18 protein-coding genes are annotated in these 18,865 nt (G+C 72.7%); 9 read left to right on the top strand and 9 right to left on the bottom strand.

All coding sequences use genetic code 11. From position 1 onward, the window contains the following. Positions 1 to 9: 9 nt before the first annotated feature. On the bottom strand, positions 10 to 576 hold the full coding sequence (locus tag QQM67_RS08735) for an NADAR family protein (protein ID WP_314173092.1): 567 nt from the start codon (positions 574 to 576) through the stop codon (positions 10 to 12). A gap of 98 nt (positions 577 to 674) precedes the next feature. Further along, positions 675 to 1,826 carry a DUF5925 domain-containing protein gene (locus tag QQM67_RS08740; protein ID WP_314173093.1) on the bottom strand — a complete coding sequence of 384 codons (1,152 nt, stop codon included), beginning with the start codon at positions 1,824 to 1,826 and terminating at the stop codon, positions 675 to 677. A 208-nt stretch (positions 1,827 to 2,034) separates the two neighbouring features. On the opposite strand from QQM67_RS08740, the gene QQM67_RS08745 reads away from it, so the two are divergent. Then, positions 2,035 to 2,301, top strand: coding sequence for a hypothetical protein (locus QQM67_RS08745; RefSeq protein WP_314173094.1), 267 nt, complete (start codon positions 2,035 to 2,037; stop codon positions 2,299 to 2,301). 171 nt (positions 2,302 to 2,472) lie between these two features. Here the strand turns inward: QQM67_RS08745 and QQM67_RS08750 are convergent, their stop codons facing one another. From QQM67_RS08750 to hmgA, 3 genes are all read right to left on the bottom strand, one after another. Next, a complete protein-coding gene (locus QQM67_RS08750) occupies positions 2,473 to 3,687 on the bottom strand; it encodes a type ISP restriction/modification enzyme (protein WP_314173740.1) in 1,215 nt (404 codons plus the stop codon). A 178-nt stretch (positions 3,688 to 3,865) separates the two neighbouring features. Next, positions 3,866 to 4,618: a GntR family transcriptional regulator gene (locus tag QQM67_RS08755; RefSeq protein WP_314173095.1), complete on the bottom strand. Its 753-nt coding sequence runs from the start codon at positions 4,616 to 4,618 to the stop codon at positions 3,866 to 3,868. Positions 4,619 to 4,646: 28 nt separating this feature from the next. After that, positions 4,647 to 6,008, bottom strand: coding sequence for a homogentisate 1,2-dioxygenase (gene hmgA / locus QQM67_RS08760; RefSeq protein WP_314173096.1), 1,362 nt, complete (start codon positions 6,006 to 6,008; stop codon positions 4,647 to 4,649). 227 nt (positions 6,009 to 6,235) lie between these two features. Between hmgA and QQM67_RS08765 the strand changes: the two genes are divergently transcribed. From QQM67_RS08765 to QQM67_RS08780, 4 genes are all read left to right on the top strand, one after another. Next, complete coding sequence (locus QQM67_RS08765; RefSeq protein WP_314173097.1) at positions 6,236 to 8,659, top strand: molybdopterin-dependent oxidoreductase; 2,424 nt, start codon at positions 6,236 to 6,238, stop codon at positions 8,657 to 8,659. Continuing rightward, positions 8,656 to 10,032, top strand: coding sequence for an MFS transporter (locus QQM67_RS08770; RefSeq protein WP_314173098.1), 1,377 nt, complete (start codon positions 8,656 to 8,658; stop codon positions 10,030 to 10,032). The genes QQM67_RS08765 and QQM67_RS08770 overlap by 4 nt, the downstream gene beginning before the upstream one ends. An 18-nt stretch (positions 10,033 to 10,050) precedes the next feature. Further along, a complete protein-coding gene (locus tag QQM67_RS08775) occupies positions 10,051 to 11,469 on the top strand; it encodes an aldehyde dehydrogenase family protein (RefSeq protein ID WP_314173099.1) in 1,419 nt (472 codons plus the stop codon). Between the two features lie 87 nt (positions 11,470 to 11,556). Then, on the top strand, positions 11,557 to 12,645 hold the full coding sequence (locus QQM67_RS08780; RefSeq protein ID WP_314173100.1) for a zinc-binding dehydrogenase: 1,089 nt from the start codon (positions 11,557 to 11,559) through the stop codon (positions 12,643 to 12,645). A gap of 47 nt (positions 12,646 to 12,692) precedes the next feature. Here the strand turns inward: QQM67_RS08780 and QQM67_RS08785 are convergent, their stop codons facing one another. Beyond that, positions 12,693 to 13,418, bottom strand: a complete 726-nt coding sequence (locus tag QQM67_RS08785) for a TetR/AcrR family transcriptional regulator (protein WP_314173101.1) — start codon at positions 13,416 to 13,418, stop codon at positions 12,693 to 12,695. Between the two features lie 159 nt (positions 13,419 to 13,577). Here QQM67_RS08785 and QQM67_RS08790 point away from each other — a divergent pair, with 159 nt between their 5' ends. Next, positions 13,578 to 13,910, top strand: coding sequence for a nuclear transport factor 2 family protein (locus QQM67_RS08790; protein ID WP_314173102.1), 333 nt, complete (start codon positions 13,578 to 13,580; stop codon positions 13,908 to 13,910). A gap of 85 nt (positions 13,911 to 13,995) precedes the next feature. Continuing rightward, positions 13,996 to 14,838 (top strand): SDR family NAD(P)-dependent oxidoreductase, encoded by an 843-nt coding sequence (locus tag QQM67_RS08795; protein ID WP_314173103.1) that lies wholly within the window; start codon positions 13,996 to 13,998, stop codon positions 14,836 to 14,838. A gap of 55 nt (positions 14,839 to 14,893) precedes the next feature. Here the strand turns inward: QQM67_RS08795 and QQM67_RS08800 are convergent, their stop codons facing one another. Beyond that, entirely contained in the window at positions 14,894 to 15,517 is a 624-nt protein-coding gene (locus tag QQM67_RS08800; protein ID WP_314173104.1) for a TetR/AcrR family transcriptional regulator, read from the bottom strand. Between the two features lie 149 nt (positions 15,518 to 15,666). Here QQM67_RS08800 and QQM67_RS08805 point away from each other — a divergent pair, with 149 nt between their 5' ends. After that, positions 15,667 to 16,335: a TetR/AcrR family transcriptional regulator gene (locus tag QQM67_RS08805; RefSeq protein WP_314173105.1), complete on the top strand. Its 669-nt coding sequence runs from the start codon at positions 15,667 to 15,669 to the stop codon at positions 16,333 to 16,335. On the opposite strand, the gene QQM67_RS08810 is transcribed toward QQM67_RS08805, so the two are convergent. Both QQM67_RS08810 and QQM67_RS08815 read right to left on the bottom strand, forming a co-directional pair. Then, on the bottom strand, positions 16,323 to 16,784 hold the full coding sequence (locus tag QQM67_RS08810) for a MaoC family dehydratase (protein ID WP_314173106.1): 462 nt from the start codon (positions 16,782 to 16,784) through the stop codon (positions 16,323 to 16,325). The two genes, QQM67_RS08805 and QQM67_RS08810, sit on opposite strands and share 13 nt — an antisense overlap. Positions 16,785 to 16,949: 165 nt before the next feature. Further along, positions 16,950 to 17,456 carry a hypothetical protein gene (locus QQM67_RS08815; RefSeq protein WP_314173107.1) on the bottom strand — a complete coding sequence of 169 codons (507 nt, stop codon included), beginning with the start codon at positions 17,454 to 17,456 and terminating at the stop codon, positions 16,950 to 16,952. Between the two features lie 543 nt (positions 17,457 to 17,999). On the opposite strand from QQM67_RS08815, the gene QQM67_RS08820 reads away from it, so the two are divergent. Further along, positions 18,000 to 18,806 (top strand): SAM-dependent methyltransferase, encoded by an 807-nt coding sequence (locus QQM67_RS08820; RefSeq protein WP_314173108.1) that lies wholly within the window; start codon positions 18,000 to 18,002, stop codon positions 18,804 to 18,806. Positions 18,807 to 18,865: the final 59 nt, after the last annotated feature.

Consider the following 18,865-nt stretch of genomic DNA (forward strand, 5'->3'; position numbering starts at 1 on the left):
GCTCGACCGCTACTTCGGCGTGCCCGTCCGTGTGAGCAGCCTCGTGCGGGTCTCCATCAGCGCGAACCCCAGCAGGTTCTGCCCGCGCCACTGGGACGGGTCGCGCACCCGCTCGTCGTCCGCCGCGAGGCCGACGCCCCACACCCGGTCCAGCGGGCTGGCCTCCACGAGCACGCGGCTGTTGGTGCCGAGCAGGAACTCGCGCAGCTCTCCGTGCTGCCCGAACTTGCGCAGGCTGCCCTCGACCACGATGCCGAAGCGCTCCTGCTCCCACACGCTCTGATCGAAGCCCCGCACCGCGCGGCCCGCCGCCTTCGCCTGCCTGGGATGCTGCGCGGCGACGGCGCGCTGCTCCGCCTCCGCGTCACCGAACAGCCGTGCCTTGCGGGCCATCATCCAGTGCTCCGCGGTGGCGTACTCGACGCCCTCCACCTCGAACGGCGCGTGCCACCACTGGCTCAGGCAGCCCTTGCCCACGCCGCCGTCCCGCCGCGGCCGATGGCCCCAGAAGTAGAGGTACTTGAAGCGCTCCCCGCGTGCGGTCCGCTCGGCGAGTTCAGCGACGTTATCGACCATGGCGTGATTCTGGCAGCGCAGAGCGGTGCCCCTCGACTGTTTATCAGCTGACGGAAAGGCGGACTTGTGGCGCCGCCTGCTCCCACAGCCCCGCGCTCCTACAGATACAGCCCGGAGCCCTCGCGGGCGTCCTGCGCGGGCACCGAGGCGGGCGAGGAGCCCTTGCGGAGCGCGAACAGCTCGGCCAGGGTGGCCCCTTCACGGCCGATGCCCTCCTGCGTGCCGAGCCAGTTGACCGCCTCGGTACGTGTGAGCGCGCCGACCTCGATACGGGCCAGGCAGCGGCCGGGCCGCACCACCGCGGGATGCAGGCGCTCCAGATCCTCGTTCGTGGTGACGCCCACCAGCACGTTGCGGCCCTGGCCGAGCAGACCGTCCGTCAGATTGAGCAGACGTGAAAGCGCCTGGCCCGCGGCGTGCTTGGCATCGCCGCGGATCAACTCGTCGCAGTCCTCCAGGAGAAGGAGCCGCCAGCGCTGATCGTCCGCGTCGCTGTCGTCGGCACCTATGGCGATGTCCATCAGGTAGCCGATGTTGTTGAACAGGTGCTCCGGGTCGAGGACGCAGTCCACCTGGCACCAGTCGCGCCACGAACGCGCCAGCGTGCGCAGCGCGGAGGTCTTGCCGGTGCCCGGCGGGCCGTGGAGCAGGAGCAGCCGCCCGGAGATCTCGTCCGGCGTGACCTTCATCAGCCCGTCCATGGCGTCGGCCACGCGTGCCGTGTAGTTGGGACGGACCTCCTGCCAGGTGCCGGCCGTGATGGAGCGCGTCGTGCGGCGCGGGCCGCGCATCGGCGAGTGGTACCAGAAGCCCATGGAGACCTTGTCGGACTGGGGCTCCGGCTCGTCCTCCGCGCCCTGAACCGCCTCGTCCAGCCGCTTCTGGGCGAGTTCGCCGCTGACCGCCGTCACCGTGACGTCCGCGCCGTGCGTCCAGCGCGAGACCAGGGCAGTCCAGCCCTCGCCCTCCGCGAGTACGGTGCTGCGGCCCTCGGCCTGCGCCTCGCGCAGCACCTTCGCGTCCGAAGGCAGCAGCGTGCGGCCCTTCTTGACGCGGTCGACGGAGTGGCTGCGCGAGTACGGCTGCTCTCCCTTGGTGAAGCGGCCCAGGAAGAGGGCGTCGATGACGTCCGAGGGCGAGTCGGTGTCGTCGATGGTCAGATAGGGAGTGATCGCGTGCTCGGGCAGGGTCGGAGACGTCGGAATCTCACTCCTGTCGGTGGCGGACGGGCGGCGGGACTGGGCTGACATGAGTCACATGATCCGTCATCACGGGTCCCGGCGCACGCACGTTTCCGCCCGTCGGACCGGACGGAGGCGCGTACCACAGGGAGTCACGTATGTTCGTCAACGCCCCTGTGGGGCAGGTGAATCCTGTGACCGGGATACACGGGTGGAGCAGTCGGGCGTTAGGGTTGCTGTGCCCGGGCCTCGTGCCCTCGTACGGGTGGGGAGTGTCATGGAACAGATAACAGTGAGCGGCAGGGCGCGAGTGCCTGCGATCAAATGCGGTACGGGCGCGACGAGTTCGCGTCTCGACCGGCATCTGGCTGTGCTCGCCGGCCCCGCCGTGCCGCAGGGTGAGACGGAAGAAGCGACTTCGCTGATGCGTGAGATCACCCAGCGTGACGCCGGGCGCAACCGGACGGGAGTCCGGGGCTCGCGAGTCTCGCTGTTCGCGCCGCTGCGCAAACTGCGCCGCACGCTGTTCGGCGGCCGCGGCTGAGCTTCCTTCCTCGAACAGACCTCCCTGCGCTTCGGGGCGGTGGCCGGTGACCGGCCGCCGCCCCACGCGCGTGTCCGGCCGCGGCGCGCCACGCGCGTGCCCCCCGGCTCGGCGTCGCCGGAGTCCCGTACGCCCGCCCCGCCGAGCTCTGACAGCTCGCTCGAACACGCCCTAGAGCAGCGCCAGTTGGCCCTCGGGGCCCTCCTCCGGCACGTCGAGGACCGATGCCGGGCGGCGGCACGCCGCAGGCGGCGGCAGCAGCCCCGCCCGGGCGAGCTCCGCCCGCCCGTGGCCTCCCTCGGCGGCCTCCAGCGCTTGCGCCAAGTCCCGCTGCTCCGGGCGCAGTTCGGCCAGCAGCGTGAGCACGGTGATCAGTTCCAGCAGCTCCGAGGTCCACTCCTGCGGCCAGTTCCGGGGCCGTACGGCGCTCAGCGTGCCGGCCGCGGCGGCCGGTGCGCCCGCCCGCTGTGCGAACCACGTCTCCAGCACCCGCGCGCCGCCGGCCTCGAACTCCCAGGCCTCCGGCGCCACCGGAGCCACCCGGCCCTCACCGATGTGCAGCACGTGCTCCTCCGCGTCGTGGACGAGTTCCCCGGCCTCTTCGCCGTGCGCGAGCGAGGCGGGCAACGGGGCCCGTACGTAAGGGCGATGGCCGCCCGGCAGCCGCGGCCGGCGCCCGTGCTCGCCCTCGCCGGCGCACCGGGCACCCCGCGTGTGCAGCCAGACCAGCCGCCGTCCCAGCGCCACCCCGCGCCGCCACAGACCGGGGTCGTACGTCAGCGGCACCGCACGCCCGGCGGGCCCCGGCCGGACGGCGGCCGCCGTCCAGGCGAGCATGTCCTCGGGTGTGACGGGCACACCCAGCCGTCCGGCGAGATGGTCCAACAGGCCCGGGAGTACGTTGGGTTCACGGCCGCCGGGGCGCCTGTACAGCGGACGGACGCGCCCCGGCCGCCCCGCGGGCGACTGCCCGTCGGGCAGCAGCGCGGTGAAGGCGACGAGCGGGCCGGGGCGGCGCTGGTCGTGTGCGGTCTCCACCAGATGCGTCTGAAGCCCGTCGCTCACCCGCCACAGCTGCGGCCGCGCGGCGTCGATGAGCCGGTGGTCGGGGATCAGCCACTGCTGGTCGTACGGCCCGTGCAGGATGCGCACCGGCTCCGGGCAGTCACCGCGTTCTTGCGCGAGCCGCCCGCGGTGCGCCGGCATCCCGGGCAGGGGGGCGACGGCGCTGCGCGGCGTACGGGAGCGGCTCGGCCCGAACAGGGCGGCGCGCTCGGCCTCGTCCTCGGTGCGGACGAGGGCGTTCCAGCGTGCGCGGAGCGAGGCGGCGTCCGGCGCGGCCACCCATCCGCGGCCCAGGCGCAGCGGTGGGACGGACCACGGCATCACCTCGTCGAGCAGGGGCGCATCGGGCAGGAGCGCGCCGGGCGAGGGTGCGTCCTGGGTGCCGGGGCCGTCGTCGCTCACCGCTCGATGCTACGAGGGGGTGCGCGCCGCCGTCAGGGGTGCGTGGCGCCGTCGCCTCCCTGGGCCGCGAGCCCTGCTCGCCGCCGCTCCGCCGCGCTCAGTCCGCCTGCACGGTCACGGAGAAGGAGAACCGGTCTCCCCGGTAGTGGATCAGGGCGACGTCCGCGACCTGCCCGTCCTCGTCGTACGTCACGCCCGTGTAGTGGAGGATCGGGCTGAGCAGCGGCACGTCCAGCAGCTTCGCGGTCTCCGGGTCGGCCAGCCGGGCCTCGACGGTGTCGGTGATCCGGCTGATCCGCACGCCGACGCCGTCGCGCAGGACCTTCGTCATCGGCCAGCCGCGCTCCAGGTCGGCCGGGTCGATGTGCGGTGCCACGCGTGGATGGATGAAGTTCTCCGCCCAGTTGGTGGCCTCGCCGCTGTCGGGGTCGCGGCGCAGCCGCCGGTACGCCGTCACCTCCGTGACGCCCGGGAAGTGCTCCGCCAGCTCCGGCGGCACGGGGGCCGGGCCGTGGCCCAGCAGCGTCGTACGGTCGCCCGACTGCTGGGCCACGATGGTGTCGACGGAACCCAGCAGCCGCACCGGCCTCGTCCGGCAGGCGTCGGGCTCGATGAAGGTGCCGCGCCGCCGGTGCCGGGAGATCAGCCCCTCCGTCTCCAGCTCCTTGAGCGCCTGCCGCATGGTCAGCACGCTCACGCCGTAGTGCCCGGCGAGGCGTTCCTCCGTCGGCAGCCGCAGCGGCGCCTGCGGCGTGCGGCCGAGTATCGAGGCCCGCAACGACTGCGAGACCTGGTACCACAGCGGCAGCTTCCGGTTGAGCTCCAGCGAGTCGGGAGCGAAGACGGACACGGGGCACCCCCTCGGGTGGAATTCGCGCCTACGGGTGGAATTCGCGCTGGAGACCCTGCCACACCTCGTCGTAGCCGGTCTGGAGATGGTCCGCCTCGAGGGCCTGCGCGGTGGGGATCACCGGCCAGCGCGTCTCGAACATGAACGCCAGCCCGTCGTCGACCTTTTGGGGCTTCAGCTCGGCCGAGCTCGCCCGCTCGAAGGTCTCCCGGTCCGGTCCGTGCGCGGACATCATGTTGTGCAGCGAGCCGCCGCCCGGGACGAAGCCCTCCGCCTTCGCGTCGTAGGCGCCCTCGATCAGGCCCATGTACTCGCTCATCACGTTCCGGTGGAAGTAGGGCGGGCGGAAGGTGTCCTCGCCCACGAGCCAGCGCGGCGCGAAGACGACGAAGTCCACGCCCGCCAGTCCGGGGGTGTCGGACGGCGAGGTGAGGACGGTGAAGATGGACGGGTCCGGGTGGTCGTAGCTGATGGTCCCCATCACGTTGAAGCGGCGCAGGTCGTAGACGTACGGGACGTGGTTGCCGTGCCAGGCGACGACGTCCAGCGGCGAGTGGTCGTAGGGGGCCGCCCAGAGGTTGCCGCAGAACTTGTTGACGACCTCCACCGGGCCGTCCGCGCCGTTCTCCTCGTACGCGGCGACGGGTGCCATGAAGTCCCGTGGATTGGCGAGGCCGTTGGCGCCGATCGGGCCCAACTCGGGCAGTTCGAAGGGCTGTCCGTAGTTCTCGCAGACGTAACCGCGCGCGTGCCGCTCCAGCAGTACGACGCGGAAGCGCACCCCGCGCGGAATCAGCGCCACGTGCCCGGGCTCGGCCCGCAGCAGCCCGAACTCGGTGTGCAGCAGCAGCCCGCCGCGCTCCGGCACGATCAGCAGCTCTCCGTCGGAGTCGCAGAAGACCCGGTCCGTCATGGAGGTGTCGGCCGCGTAGAGGTGGACGGCCATGCCGGTGCGCTGCGCGGCGTCCCCGTTGCCGCCGAGCGTCCACAGCCCGCCGACGAAGTCGGTGCCCCGCGGCGGGTCCGGCAGCGGGTTCCAGCGCATCCGGTTGGGATCGGGCACGGCCTCGGTGAACGGAGCGCCGCGCAGGGCGCCGTTGCCGATGCGCCGGAAGCGCGGGTGCGCGGCCGAGGGGCGGATGCGGTAGAGCCACGAGCGGCGGTTGCGCGCGCGGGGCTCGGTGAAGGCCGTGCCGCTCAGCTGCTCCGCGTACAGGCCCAGCGGTGCGCGCTGCGGGGCGTTGCGCCCCACGGGCAGCGCGCCCGGGACGGCCTCGCTGCTGTGCTCGTTGCCGAAGCCGGAGAGGTAGCCGAGTCCCTCCGCCGTCTTGCGTGCCTGGTCCTGGGCCGCGCTGCCGCCGTCGCTGCCGGCGCCTGTGCCGAGGGTCATCGGTTGCTCCTGCCGCTCATGTATCCCCCTGGATTCCTGTACTTGACCATAGGAATGCGGCGTGCCCCCGTCAATGAGGCGGGATGGGGCGGGGCACGCGAGGTCCTGGCCGCTCGCGGGCGTCCGTAACGCCTGTCACGTTCACCGGCCTCGCGGGCGAAACCCCGCGCGCAGCGCCTACAGTTCAAGTGGCACGGAGTGACAACAGCACGGTCCGAGGGAGCGCGATGACCGCGACCGGTACGCCCGGCACGTCCGCCGGAACGAACACCGCCCACATCCCCGCAGACACCGGCGCCGCGCTGCGCATCTGCCCGCTGTGCGAGGCGACCTGCGGCCTGGCCGTCACCGTCGAGGACGGGCGCATCACCAAGGCACGCGGTGACCGGGACGACGTCTTCAGCCATGGATTCGTCTGCCCGAAGGGCGCGTCCTTCGGCGAACTCGACGGCGATCCCGACCGGTTGACCCGCCCGCTGGTGCGCGACGCGGACGGGCGGCTGAAGGAGACCGGATGGGACGAGGCGTTCGCCGCGGTCGCCGCCGGACTCGGCCCCGTACTGGCGGACGGCGTTCCCGACGCCGTCGCCGTCTACCTCGGCAACCCCAACGTGCACACCATGGCGGGCTCCCTCTACCCGCCACAGCTCCTCGGCGCCCTGCGCACCCGCAACTTCTACACGGCCAGCACGCTCGACCAGATGCCCAAGCACGTCTCGTGCGGTCTGCTCTACGGCGACCCGCAGGCCATCCCGGTGCCCGACATCGACCGCACCGACCACCTGCTGATCCTGGGCGCCAACCCCGTCGAGTCCAACGGGTCGCTCGCCACCGTCCCGGACTTCCCCGGCAGGCTCAAGCAGTTGCGGCGCCGCGGTGGCCGCGTGACCGTCGTCGATCCGCGCCGCACGCGCACGGCGAAGCTCGCGGACCGGCATGTGGCGATCCGTCCCGGCAGCGACGCGCTGCTGCTCATGGCGATGGTGCAGGTGCTCTTCGAGGAGGACCTCACGGACACCGGCGAGCTCGCCCCCCACCTGAGCGGTGTGGACGAAGTACGGGAGCTGGCACGGGAGTTCACCCCGGAGGCCGTCCAGGACGCCTGCGACGTCCCCGCGGACGACATCCGCGCCCTCGCGCGCGAGCTGGCAGCAGCCCCGCGTGCCGCCGTCTACGGCCGGGTCGGCTCCTCCACCGTCGAGTTCGGCACCCTCACCAACTGGCTCGTCGACGTCCTCAGCGCACTGACCGGCAACCTCGACCGGCCCGGCGGCGCCATGTTCCCGCTCTCCGCCACCGCCAGGCCGCCCCGCCCGGCGGCCCCCGGCAAGGGCTTCTCGCTGGGCCGCTGGCGCAGCAGGGTCAGCGGGCATCCCGAGGCCAAGTCGGAGCTTCCCGTCGTCGCCCTCGCCGAGGAGATCACCACACCCGGCGAGGGCCGCGTACGGGCCCTGATCACCCTCGCCGGCAACCCGGTGCTCTCCGCGCCCGACGGCGAAGGCCTCGAAGAGGCCCTGGCCGCACTGGACTTCATGGTCAGCCTCGACCCGTATCTGAACGAGACCACGCGCCACGCCGACGTCGTGCTGCCGCCCGCCAGGCCCAGCCGCGTACCGCACTTCGACTTCGCCTTCAACGCGCTGCCGGTACGCAACCAGGTCCGCTACACCCGCGAGGTCGTCGAACCGGAGACGAACGAGCCGGGCGAGGCGGAGATCATGGCGCGCCTGCTGCTCTGCCTCGCGGGCACGCCCGGCGCACCCGCGCACACCGTCGACGACGCCGTCATCGCCCGCACCCTCGGCAAGGCCGTCGCCGACCCGCACTCACCCGTGCACGGCAAGGACCCGGAGCAACTCGCGCGGCAGCTGACCGGACGGGACGGAGTCGAGCGGCGCCTGGACATGATGCTGCGGCTCGGCCCGTACGGAGAGGGCTTCGGCGCCGACCCCGGCGGGCTCAGCCTGGAACGGCTCCTCGCCCACCCGCACGGCATCGACCTGGGACCGCTGCGCCCGCGGCTGCCGGAGCTGCTGCGCACGCGCTCCGGCACCGTGGAACTCTGCCCGGAGCCGGTGCGCGAGGACGTGCCGCGGCTGCGGGCGGCGCTGCGGCGGAGGACTTCGGGCGAGAGCCTCGTGCTCGTCGGGCGGCGCCATCTGCGCTCCAACAACAGCTGGATGCACAACGTGCCCGCCCTGCGCGGCGGTTCGAACCGCTGCACCCTCCAGGTCCACCCCGGCGACGCGGCCCGCCTCGGCCTCGCCGACGGTGGGCACGCCCGCGTCACGGGCGACGGGGGAGAGGTGACCGCGCCGGTCGAAGTGACCGACGCGGTGCGCACGGGCGTGGTCAGCCTGCCGCACGGCTGGGGCCACGACCGGCCCGGTACGCGCATGCGGGTGGCAGCGGGCGATCCCGGAGTCAACGTCAACCAGCTCCTGGACGGCACCTTGCTGGACACCCTCTCCGGGACGGCCGTGCTGAACGGGTTCCCGGTGCGGGTGGCTCCCGCGGAGCAGGCGGAAGCGACCGGGGCGGCCCAGGCGGCGGCCGCCGGTGCTGCTGTACGTGCCGGTGCCGGTGAGGCCGATCCCGGGGCCGGTCCCGACGCGTCCGCCGAGTCCGTGACGCTTCCGGGTGCCGGGTGACTTCTGCGGGCCCGCTCCCCGACTCGCCCGCGCCGCCGCGCCGTTGGCTCCTGCGCCTCGTCACCTCGTTCGTCTTCACGCAGGGCGCGGTGAGCATGGCGAGGCCCGCGATCTCCTACCACGCGCTGGAACTCGGCGCCGGTGCGCGGGCCGTCGGCGTCATCAGCGCCGCCTTCGCGCTGCTGCCGCTGGTCGTCGCCGTACCGCTGGGGCGGCGCACCGACCGGCGCTCGTGCGGACCGCTGCTGCCCATCGGCGCCGCCCTGCTGTTGGCCGGCTCCGTGCTCGCCGGTACGGCGCCCTCCCTCGTCCTTCTCGCCGCGTGGAGCGCCCTGCTGGGCCTCGGGCACCTGGTCTTCATGATCGGTGCGCAGTCGCTGGTGGCGCGGCAGAGCGAGCCCGACCAATACGACCGCAACTTCGGCCACTTCACCATCGGCGGCTCGATGGGCCAGCTCATCGGGCCGGTGCTCGCGGGCTGGCTCGTCGGCGGCGCCGGTGCGGCGGGCGGGGCCGCCGGAGGCCAGGGGACGGGTGAACACAGCAGCTCCGTCGCGCTGTTCGCCGCGGGCGCGCTGACGCTCTGCTCGTACGCGACGCTGTGGCGCATCGAGGGACAGGCACTCCGGCGGACACCGGGGGCGGGCCGTACGGCGGGCACCGGGAAGGCGGCCGGCCCATCGGCTCCCTCGGCCGCGACCGCCGAGGAGGCGGCGCCGGTGCCGGTCGTCGGCATACTGCGGTCACGGGGAGTCCCCGCGGGCATCTTCGCCTCCCTCGCGGTGCTCTCCACGACGGACGTGCTCACCGCATACCTTCCGGTCGTCGGCGAGGAACGGGGCATCGCACCGGGCGTGGTGGGCCTGCTGCTCAGCCTGCGCGCCGCCGCGTCCGTGCTGTCGCGCGCGGCACTGCCGCGGATGACTGCCTGGCTGGGCAGGCAGATGTTCCTCGTCCTCAGCTGCCTCGCCGCGGGCGTGCTGTGCGCGCTGCTGGCCGTGCCCCTCCCGGTGTGGACGCTGGCCCTCGCGCTGGCGCTGCTGGGCTTCTGCCTCGGCGCCGGGCAGCCCCTGACGATGAGCACCGTCGTGCAGGCCGCGCCCGACAGCGCGCGGTCGACGGCGCTGGCGCTCCGGCTCACCGGGAACCGGCTGGGCCAGGTCGCCGCGCCCGCCGGGGCGGGGCTGCTCGCGGGCGCGGCCGGAGCGGCGGCGCCGTTCGTGCTGCTGGGGGTGCTGCTGGTCGGAGCCTCGGGCACGGCCGCGCGCACCCGCGACGGCATGTACGAGGCGGGGCCGGGGAGACTGCGGAGGAGAGCGCCGCGGCAGCGGGTGACCCACGGCACCCGACGCCGTACTGACACCTCAAACTAGCGTCGCTAGTTTGGGTCCATGCAGCCACACGACGGTATGTACATCGACGGCGCATGGCGCCCCGCGGCGGCCCCGGGCAAGCTCGAAGTCGTCAACCCCGCCGACGGCACCGTCATCGGCACGGTGCCCGCGGGCGGCGAGGAGGACGTGGCAGCCGCTGTGCGGGCGGCCCGCGCGGCGCAGCCCGGCTGGGCGGCGACGCCGCCCGCCGAACGGGCCGCGCTGCTGGGCGCGTTGCACGACGTACTCAAGACCCGCGGCGAGGAGATCGCCGAGACCGTCACCGCCGAGCTGGGCTCGCCGCTGGCCTTCTCCAAGGCGGTGCACGCGGCCGTGCCGGTCGCGGTCAGCGGGAGCTACGCGAAGCTCGCGGCCGAGTACCCCTTCGAGGAGGAGATCGGCAACTCCCGTGTGTTCCACGAGCCGGTGGGAGTCGTCGGCGCGATCACGCCGTGGAACTACCCGCTGCACCAGATCGTCGCCAAGGCCGCTCCCGCCTTCGCCGCGGGATGCACCGTGGTGCTCAAGCCCGCCGAGGACACGCCGCTCGTGGCCCAGCTGTTCGCCGAGGCGGTGGACGAAGCGGGCTTCCCCGCGGGCGTGTTCAACCTCGTGACGGGCCTCGGGCCCGTCGCGGGACAGGCGCTGGCGGTGCACGAGGACGTCGACCTCGTCTCTTTCACCGGCTCCACCGCCGTGGGACGGCAGATCGGCGCCGCGGCCGGCGGCTCGGTCAAGCGCGTCGCGCTCGAACTGGGCGGCAAGTCCGCCAACGTCATCCTGCCGGGCGCGGATCTGACCCAGGCCGTCAAGAAGGGCGTCGCCAACGTCATGGCCAACTCCGGCCAGACGTGCAGCGCCTGGACGCGGATGCTCGTCGACGCCGAGCACTACGACGAGGCGGTGCGCATCGCCGCGGAGGCCGTCGGGAAGTATCTGCCGGGCGATCCGGCGGACGAGAAGACCCGCATCGGGCCCGTCGTCAACGCCAAGCAGCACGCGCGCGTGACGGGCTTCATCGCCAAGGGCGTCGAGGAGGGCGCCACCCTCACCGCGGGCGGCCCGGAGGCACCCGACGGCTTCGAAGAGGGCTGCTACGTACGGCCGACGGTCTTCTCCGACGTCACCCCGGACATGACCATCGCCCAGGAGGAGATCTTCGGGCCGGTGCTGTCGATCCTGAAGTACGAGGACGTCGACGACGCCGTGCGCATCGCCAACGACAGCGTCTACGGGCTCGCCGGCGCCGTGTGGGCGAAGGACGAGGACGAGGCCGTCGCCTTCGCCCGCAGGCTGGAGACCGGACAGGTCGACATCAACGGCGGGCGCTTCAATCCCCTTGCGCCCTTCGGGGGTTACAAGCAGTCCGGCGTCGGCAGGGAGCTGGGCGTGCACGGGCTGGGGGAGTACCTCCACACCAAGTCCCTCCAGTTCTGACGCCGTTCGCGGTCCGGCGTCAGCCGCCGCTTCCCGCTCACCCCCGCCGCCTCCCTCCCGCCCGAACTCGTCCGCCAGGAGCCCGACATGGTCCGCGCCGCCGTACTCTCCGCCGTCGGCACGCCGCTCGACGTCACCGACATCGACCTGCCCGAGCCGGGGCCCGGGCAGGTGCGGGTGCGGCTGGCCGCCGCGGGGGTCTGCCACTCGGACCTGTCGCTGTCCAACGGCACGCTGCGCCAGCCCGTACCGGCGGTGCTCGGCCACGAGGGCGCGGGCACGGTCGTCTCCGTGGGCGAGGGCGTCGAGGGACCCGCGCCGGGCGACCAGGTCGTCCTCAACTGGGCGCCCTCGTGCGGCGAGTGCCACTTCTGCGCCTCCCTCGCCGAACCCTGGCTGTGCGTGAACGCCAACGCGGGCACGACCGTGCCCTACGCCCGTACGAAAGCGGGCGGCGACCTCTACCCCGGGCTCTCCACCGCCGTCTTCGCGGAGGAGACCGTCGTCTCGTCCCGCTCGGTCCTGCCGCTGCCCGCGGGCGTCCCGCTCACGGAGGCGGCGCTGCTGGGCTGCGCCGCACTGACCGGTTACGGCGCCGTGCACCACAGCGCGCGCGTGCGCAGCGGCGAGTCGGTGGTCGTCTTCGGGGCGGGCGGCGTCGGGCTGGCCGTGCTCCAGTCGGCGCGGCTGGCCGGGGCGGGGACCGTCATCGCGGTCGATGTCTCCCCGCACAAGGAGGAGTTGGCGCGGGCGGCGGGCGCCGACGAGTATCTGATCGCCTCGGACACCACCGCGAAGGAGATACGCAAGCTCACCGGCGGCCTCGGCGCGGACGTGGCCATCGAGTGCGTCGGCCGGGGCGAGACCATCCGCGCCGCGTGGAACTCCACCCGGCGCGGCGGCCGTACGACGGTCGTCGGTGTCGGCGGCAAGGAAGAGCAGGTGCAGTTCACGGCGTTGGAGATCTTCCACTTCGCCCGCACCCTCACCGGCTGCGTCTACGGCAACTGCGACCCGGCACGGGATCTGCCCGTGCTCGCCGAGCACGTACGTGAGGGGCGCCTGGATCTGGGCCAGTTGGTGACGGAGCGGATCGGCCTGGAGGGCATCCCCGCGGCCTTCGACGCGATGCTCGCCGGGCGTGGCGGCCGCGCGCTCGTGGTCTTCGGCGACTAGAGACCCCGCTGACCGGCCGGACTGCGGGATCAGCGGGACCGGCCGGATCAGCCCGACGCGGCCAGCCTGTCCAGCAGTTCCCTGAGCAGTGCGTGCTCGCCGCCGGTGAGCCCCCGGGGGTCCGCGTCCACCAGCGCGCGCAGTGTGAGCGCCGCACCGGCTCGCGTGCCTCCGGCGGCGGGCGCCTGCCGTGCGCTCCGTTCCGTGCCGCCTTCGAGGACGCCGGCCAGCGCCGCCTCGCGGACGCGGTCGGAGAGCCCCATGTCGCGCTCGCCCTCGGGCTGGGTGATGAGGCTGAGGGTGACGCCGATGTTGGCGGCCAGGATCTGCTCTGCCGCGTCCTCGGCGGGCACCTTCAGCAGTCCCTGCCGGGCGGCCACCGTGAGCAGGTCCCGCAGCATCGCGTGGGCGGGCGCCGTGATCGTGCACGGCTTGCCGGGATCGACCTGCCCGTACAACAGCGCGTAGAACGCCGGGTGTTCCAGCCCGAACCGCACATGCCGGTCCCAGCCCTGCCGGAGGTCCTCCGCCGGGTCCTCGGAGTCTTCGGGAGCGTGCTGCGGCCGTACGTACTGGGTGAAGCCGTGGTTGATCACCGCGTCTATCAGGCCCTGCTTGCTGCCGAAGTGGTGGTACAGCGTCGGCGCCCGCACCCCCGCGAGCTCGCACACGGCCCGCGTCGAGACATTGCGGTCGCCGGACTTGTTGAGCAGCTCGCCCGCGGCCAGCAGCAGCCGGTCGCGGGCGTTGCCGCTTTGCGCTCGGGCAGTCATGCCGCTACGGTAACCCATGTAGCGCTACATGAAGGACTGTAGCGAATATAGCGACTGGTGGGCATGGCGCCTAGCGAACATGGCGCCGCTCTCACCGCCGCCGGTGGCCATCTCGACTTGCCGCCTGAGGCGGCCGTCCCGACCCTTGAGGAGAAACCCGTGGATACGGCTGTTCCCGATGTGATCCGGCGCTACTTCGAGGCGGACGCCCGGCGGGATGTCGACGCCGTCGTCGCGCTGTTCAGCGACGACGCCACGATCGTCGACGAGGACCGGACCTGGCGCGGTGCCGAGGGGGTCCGGGCTTGGCGGCGCGGCCCCGCCTCGCAGTACCGGTACACGACCGAGGTGCTGGGCACGGAGGCCGTCGGCGAGGGCGCCTTCCTGGTCACCGGCCGCATCGAGGGCGACTTCCCGGGCGGGATCGCCGGCCTCACGTGGCGCTTCACCGTCGCCGGCGGCGCGATCTCCAGCCTGGAGATCGCTCCTTGAGCGCCGCTCGCGTGGACGCGTACGCACCGGGTCACGGGCCGCTCCAGACGAGCTCGCGGCCTCCCTCACGGCGAAGGGATCACGTATGAGGACATGGTTCATCACGGGAGGCACGCCGGGTGGCTTCGGTATGGCCTACGCCGACGCCGCCCTGGAGCGGGGCGACCGCGTCGTGCTGACCGCGCGCAGACCGGAGGAGCTGCGCGAGTGGGCACGGCCGCACGGCGACCGCGCGCTGACACTGCCACTGGACGTCACGGACACCGCGCAGGTCCAGCGGTCCGTGGCGGAGGCCGAGCGCCGCTTCGACGGCATCGACGTCCTGGTCAACAACGCGGGACGCGGCTGGTACGGCTCCGTGGAGGGAATGGACGAGTCGGCCGTCCGGAAGCTCTTCGAGCTGAACTTCTTCGGGGCCCTCGCCGTGCTGCGCGCGGTCCTGCCAGGTATGCGGGCACGCCGCTCCGGCTGGGTCGTCAACATGTCCTCGATGGCCGGTCTCGTGGGTGCGGCCGGCTTCGGCTACTACTCCGCCTCGAAGGCGGCGATCGAGGCCGTCTCGGACGCCCTGCGCCGGGAGGTGGAGCCGCTGGGCATCACGGTCCTGACGGTGGAGCCGGGAGCCTTCCGCACCCGGGCCTACGCGGGATTCGCCGATGAGCCCGTACTGGAGACCGACGAGGACTACCGGGCGATGCTGGAGTCCGTCCGCACGGCCTTCGTCGACCAGGACGGCAAGCAGCCGGGGGATCCGCGCCGCGGCGTGCAAGCTGTCGTCTCCGCCATGGACGAGGACGCTCCCCCGCATCGGCTCGTCCTGGGAAGTGCCGCGTATGACACGGCCGTCGAGAAGTACGAGGGCACGCTCGCCGCGCTCCGCGAGCAGGAGGCGCGCTCGCGGAGCGCGGACTTCCCGCCCGGCTCGTAGGCAGCTCTCCTCGCTCGGCGGCCGGGCGAGGGCGCGCACTCGGCGGCCGGACTCGTCAGCCCGGGAAGCGGGCGGCGAGCCCGTCGACGATGGCGTGCAGGCCCGTCTCGAACGCCCCGTCGTCGACGCGCCGTTGGTGCCCTGGCAGCAGATGCGCCTGGTCCAGGTGCGGGTAGTCGCCCTCGTACAGCGACGCGTCGCCGACGAAGCCGAGGGCGAACGACCCGAGCGCCGAGCCCGCCACGAAGTAGCGCATGAGAGCGCCGATGTGGGTCGCCTGCGGCTTGGGCCAGCCGGCCTCGGTCATCGCGCCGAACACCGCGTCCGCCATGCGCAGTTGACTGGGCCGCCGCCCGGGGCCCTGGGCGAGGAACGGCACGATGTTCGGGTGTGCGTTGAGCGCCGCACGGTAGGAGCGCGCCCACTCCACGAGCGCCTGCCGCCAGTCGGTGCCGTCGGTGAACATCGACACCTCGACCTGTGCGCAGACGGTGTCCGCGGCGGCGTCGAGGATCTCGTCCTTGTTGCGGAAGTGGTTGTAGAGGGACGGCCCGCTCACGCCGAGCTCGGCGGCCAAGCGCCGTGTGGAGACCGCCTGTAGCCCCTCCGCGTCCACGAGGGCCAGCGCGCACGCGACGATCCTCTCCCGGCTGAGCAGCGGCTTGGGCGGTCTGGCCATGCGGTAGATGGTAGAGCGGCCGCCACCGGGGACAGGGGCCGATCGTCTCCCGCGACGGGATCGCCTTCACCGCCGCCGGGGCACACCCTAAGCAGCTGCTCAGCCGCCGATGTATGGTGTTCGACCGGTCGACGGGAAGGGCACAGGCAATGGCATCGGAGGCGGAACCCCAGGTCGCGACTGCCGACGGATCCTTCGAGGGGGTCTCGCCGGACGCCGCCCGGCGGCTGCTGCTGGGCGCCGTGGAGGCGTTCGCGGAGCGCGGATTCCACGCCACCACCACCCGCGACATCGCCGGCCGCGCGGGCATGAGCCCGGCCGCGCTCTACATCCACTACAAGACGAAGGAAGAACTCCTCTTCCAGATCAGCAGGGTCGGCCACGAGCGCTCCGTCGGCGTGCTCGCCGAGGCGGCCGACGGCGGCGGCAGCGACTCCGAGCGACTGGCCCGCGCCGTACGGTTCTTCGTCCGCTGGCACGCCGAACACCACACCACCGCCCGCGTCGTGCAGTACGAACTGGCGGCGCTCGGCGCCGAGCACTACGAGGAGATCGTCGGGCTGCGGCGCCGCAGCGAGGAGATCCTGCGCGGCGTGCTGGAGAGCGGGGACGCCTCCGGCGAGTTCGAGGTCGCCGACACTCGCGGCACGACGCTCGCGGTGATGTCGCTCTGCATCGACGTGGCCCGCTGGTACAGCCCCTCGGGCCGGAGAACACCGGACGAGATCGGCGCGCTCTACGCCGACCTCGTCCTGCGCATGGTCGCCCCGAGGTCCTCGGGGTCCGCGCCGGGACGCGGGGGCGTCTACCAGAAGTAGCGGCTGAGGGTCTCCGCGACGCACACCGGCTTGTCGCCGCCCTCCCGCTCGACGGTCACCTTCGCGGCGACCTGCACTCCGCCGCCCGCCTCGCTGACGTCGACGAGTTCCGCACGTGCGCGCAGGCGCGAGCCGACCGGCACCGGCGCGGGGAAACGCACCTTGTTCACGCCGTAGTTGACGCCCATGCGGATCCCCTCGACGCGCATGATCTGCGGTACGAGGTCGGGCAGCAGGGAGAGGGTCAGATAGCCGTGCGCGATGGTGGTACCGAAGGGGCCGTCCTTCGCGCGGGCGGGGTCGACGTGGATCCACTGGTGGTCGCCCGTCGCGTCCGCGAACAGGTCGATCCGCTTCTGGTCGATCTCCAGCCAGTCGCTGGCGCCGAGTTCCTGGCCGACCGCGGCCACCAGTTCGTCGGTCGAGGTGAAGACCCGGGGCTCCGCCATCCGTACAACCTCCCGCATACGTGTCGCGCGCCGCCAGATGCTAAGCGCCCGCTCAGCATGCTGCGGTCTTGTCGCGCGTGTCAACGCCCGCAAGGGGGCGGGAGGCCGTGGCGATCCGCGGGGGAGCCGCGGCTGTGCGCGGCGGCGGACTTCCCTGTGCTGTTGTCAGCCCTGCGAAGCGGCCATCGATCCCAGACCGGGGCGCATTCCGCGGGTCCGGCCGGCAAGGCGGATGACGTCCTTGCCGACGTCCTTGTCCATGGCGGTGATCATCCGGCGCAGCACGTCCGCAAGCCGCGGCGTGGGCGGCGTCGACGGGTCACAGGGAAGCAGCGACCTGCCGCCCCACGTCAGGCGGTGCCATTCGTCGTGCGGCGCCGGCTGTCTGATTCCGTGGCGCTTCTCGGCTCTGCGCCGCATCGCGACCTGCGACTCGTACTCCAGCCACACCGAGCGCGCCTCCTCCAGCTCCTCCAGTGCGGAGACGAGCAGTTCGGGGTCGGGCTCGCGGTCGTCCGGCCGGAAACCGGCGCGGGCACACAGGTGCTGCCAGGTCGCCCGGTGTCCGTACGGGGCGAAGCGCTCCAGGCATTTACGCAGCGCCTGCCGGCGCTGGGAGGGTGCCCTGTCAGGGTCGCGGACCTGCTCTGCGAGGGCTCTGAAACCGGCCAATCATCCCACCTCCGACGGAGTGGACCCGACTCGTCGGCGATATGACGTAACTGCCGCGCAATCGGATCCCCCCGTTGCGAAGTCATTTCTTTCAGGTTGTCCGGGGCTTCCGCGTCACCGGCCTTCCCGGGCCCGTGAACTACCCCCGCAGCGCGAACGCACTCTCTGGCGGAGGGAATTCTCACGCGGCTCTCATGACTTCTCACAGAACTCTCATCGGTCGTGAAGACCTCGCAACGAGGGGTTCCGTGTTGTGAGTCCGTGGCGGACGGTGCGGATGTGACGTGCGCTTCGCGTCGTACGGTCCCGAGCGCGACCGCCGGCACGGACGCATGATCCGCTCGGGACACGTCAACGGCGGCCGGAGCGCACGCAGTTGGCAGGTCAGGCGGGCGGGCCGGGGCCGACGGGCAGGAGACGGGAGAACCGGCGGGAACGCCGGCAGGGGCGAGAACGCGCCCCCCGTACGGGAGGTCGTGCGTGCCCGCGAATGCCGGCCGTAGGGTGGGGGAAAACCACCGTGCGGACGGGGAGATCGTCACCATGGCCGATGAGAAGTCCGAGCCCGGGGCCCCACCGAAGATCGACACGACGGTGCCCCATTCGGCGCGGATCTGGAACTACTGGCTCGGTGGCAAGGACAACTATCCGGTCGACGTCGAAGCCGGCGACGAGTTCGCGAAGACATTTCCCGGAATCGTCGACGCGGCCCGCGGATCCCGCTACTTCCTGGCGCGTGCCGTGCGGCACCTCGCGGGTGAGGTCGGCGTCCGCCAGTTTCTCGACGTGGGCACCGGGCTGCCCACCGTCGACAACACCCACGAGATCGCCCAGTCCGTCGCCCCGGACGCGCGCGTCGTGTACGTGGACAACGATCCGCTCGTGCTGGCGCACGCCCAGGCGCTGCTGACCTCCACGCCCGAGGGCGCCACCGACTACATCGACGCCGACGTCCGTGAGCCGGACGCGATCCTCGAAGCCGCGTCCAGGACGCTGGACTTCGGCCGTCCCGTCGGCCTGATGATGCTGGGGATCATGGGCCACATCCCCGACGGCGAGCTGGCCGGGTCGCTCGTACGCCGGCTGCTGGAGGCCCTGCCTCCGGGCAGCCACCTCACGCTCAGCGACGGCACCGACGTCAGCGCGGCCCGCCAGGCGGCCCACGAGGAGTACAACAGCAGCGGCGCGGTGCCCTACCACCTGCGCAGCCCCGAGCAGTTGGGCCGCTTCTTCGACGGACTCGAACTGCTGGAGCCGGGCCTGGTGCCCGTGACGCAGTGGCGGCCCGACCACACGCCGTTCCCGGTGACTCCCGTCACCACCTATGGAGGCGTCGGCCGCAAGACGTGACCGCCGGTGCCGGCAGCCAGCGGCGAAGGTCCCTGGTCAGGGCCTCGCCGGTGGTTCCG

Origin of the sequence: Streptomyces winkii, from assembly GCF_032248595.1 — a bacterium.
Taxonomy (GTDB): domain Bacteria; phylum Actinomycetota; class Actinomycetes; order Streptomycetales; family Streptomycetaceae; genus Streptomyces; species Streptomyces winkii.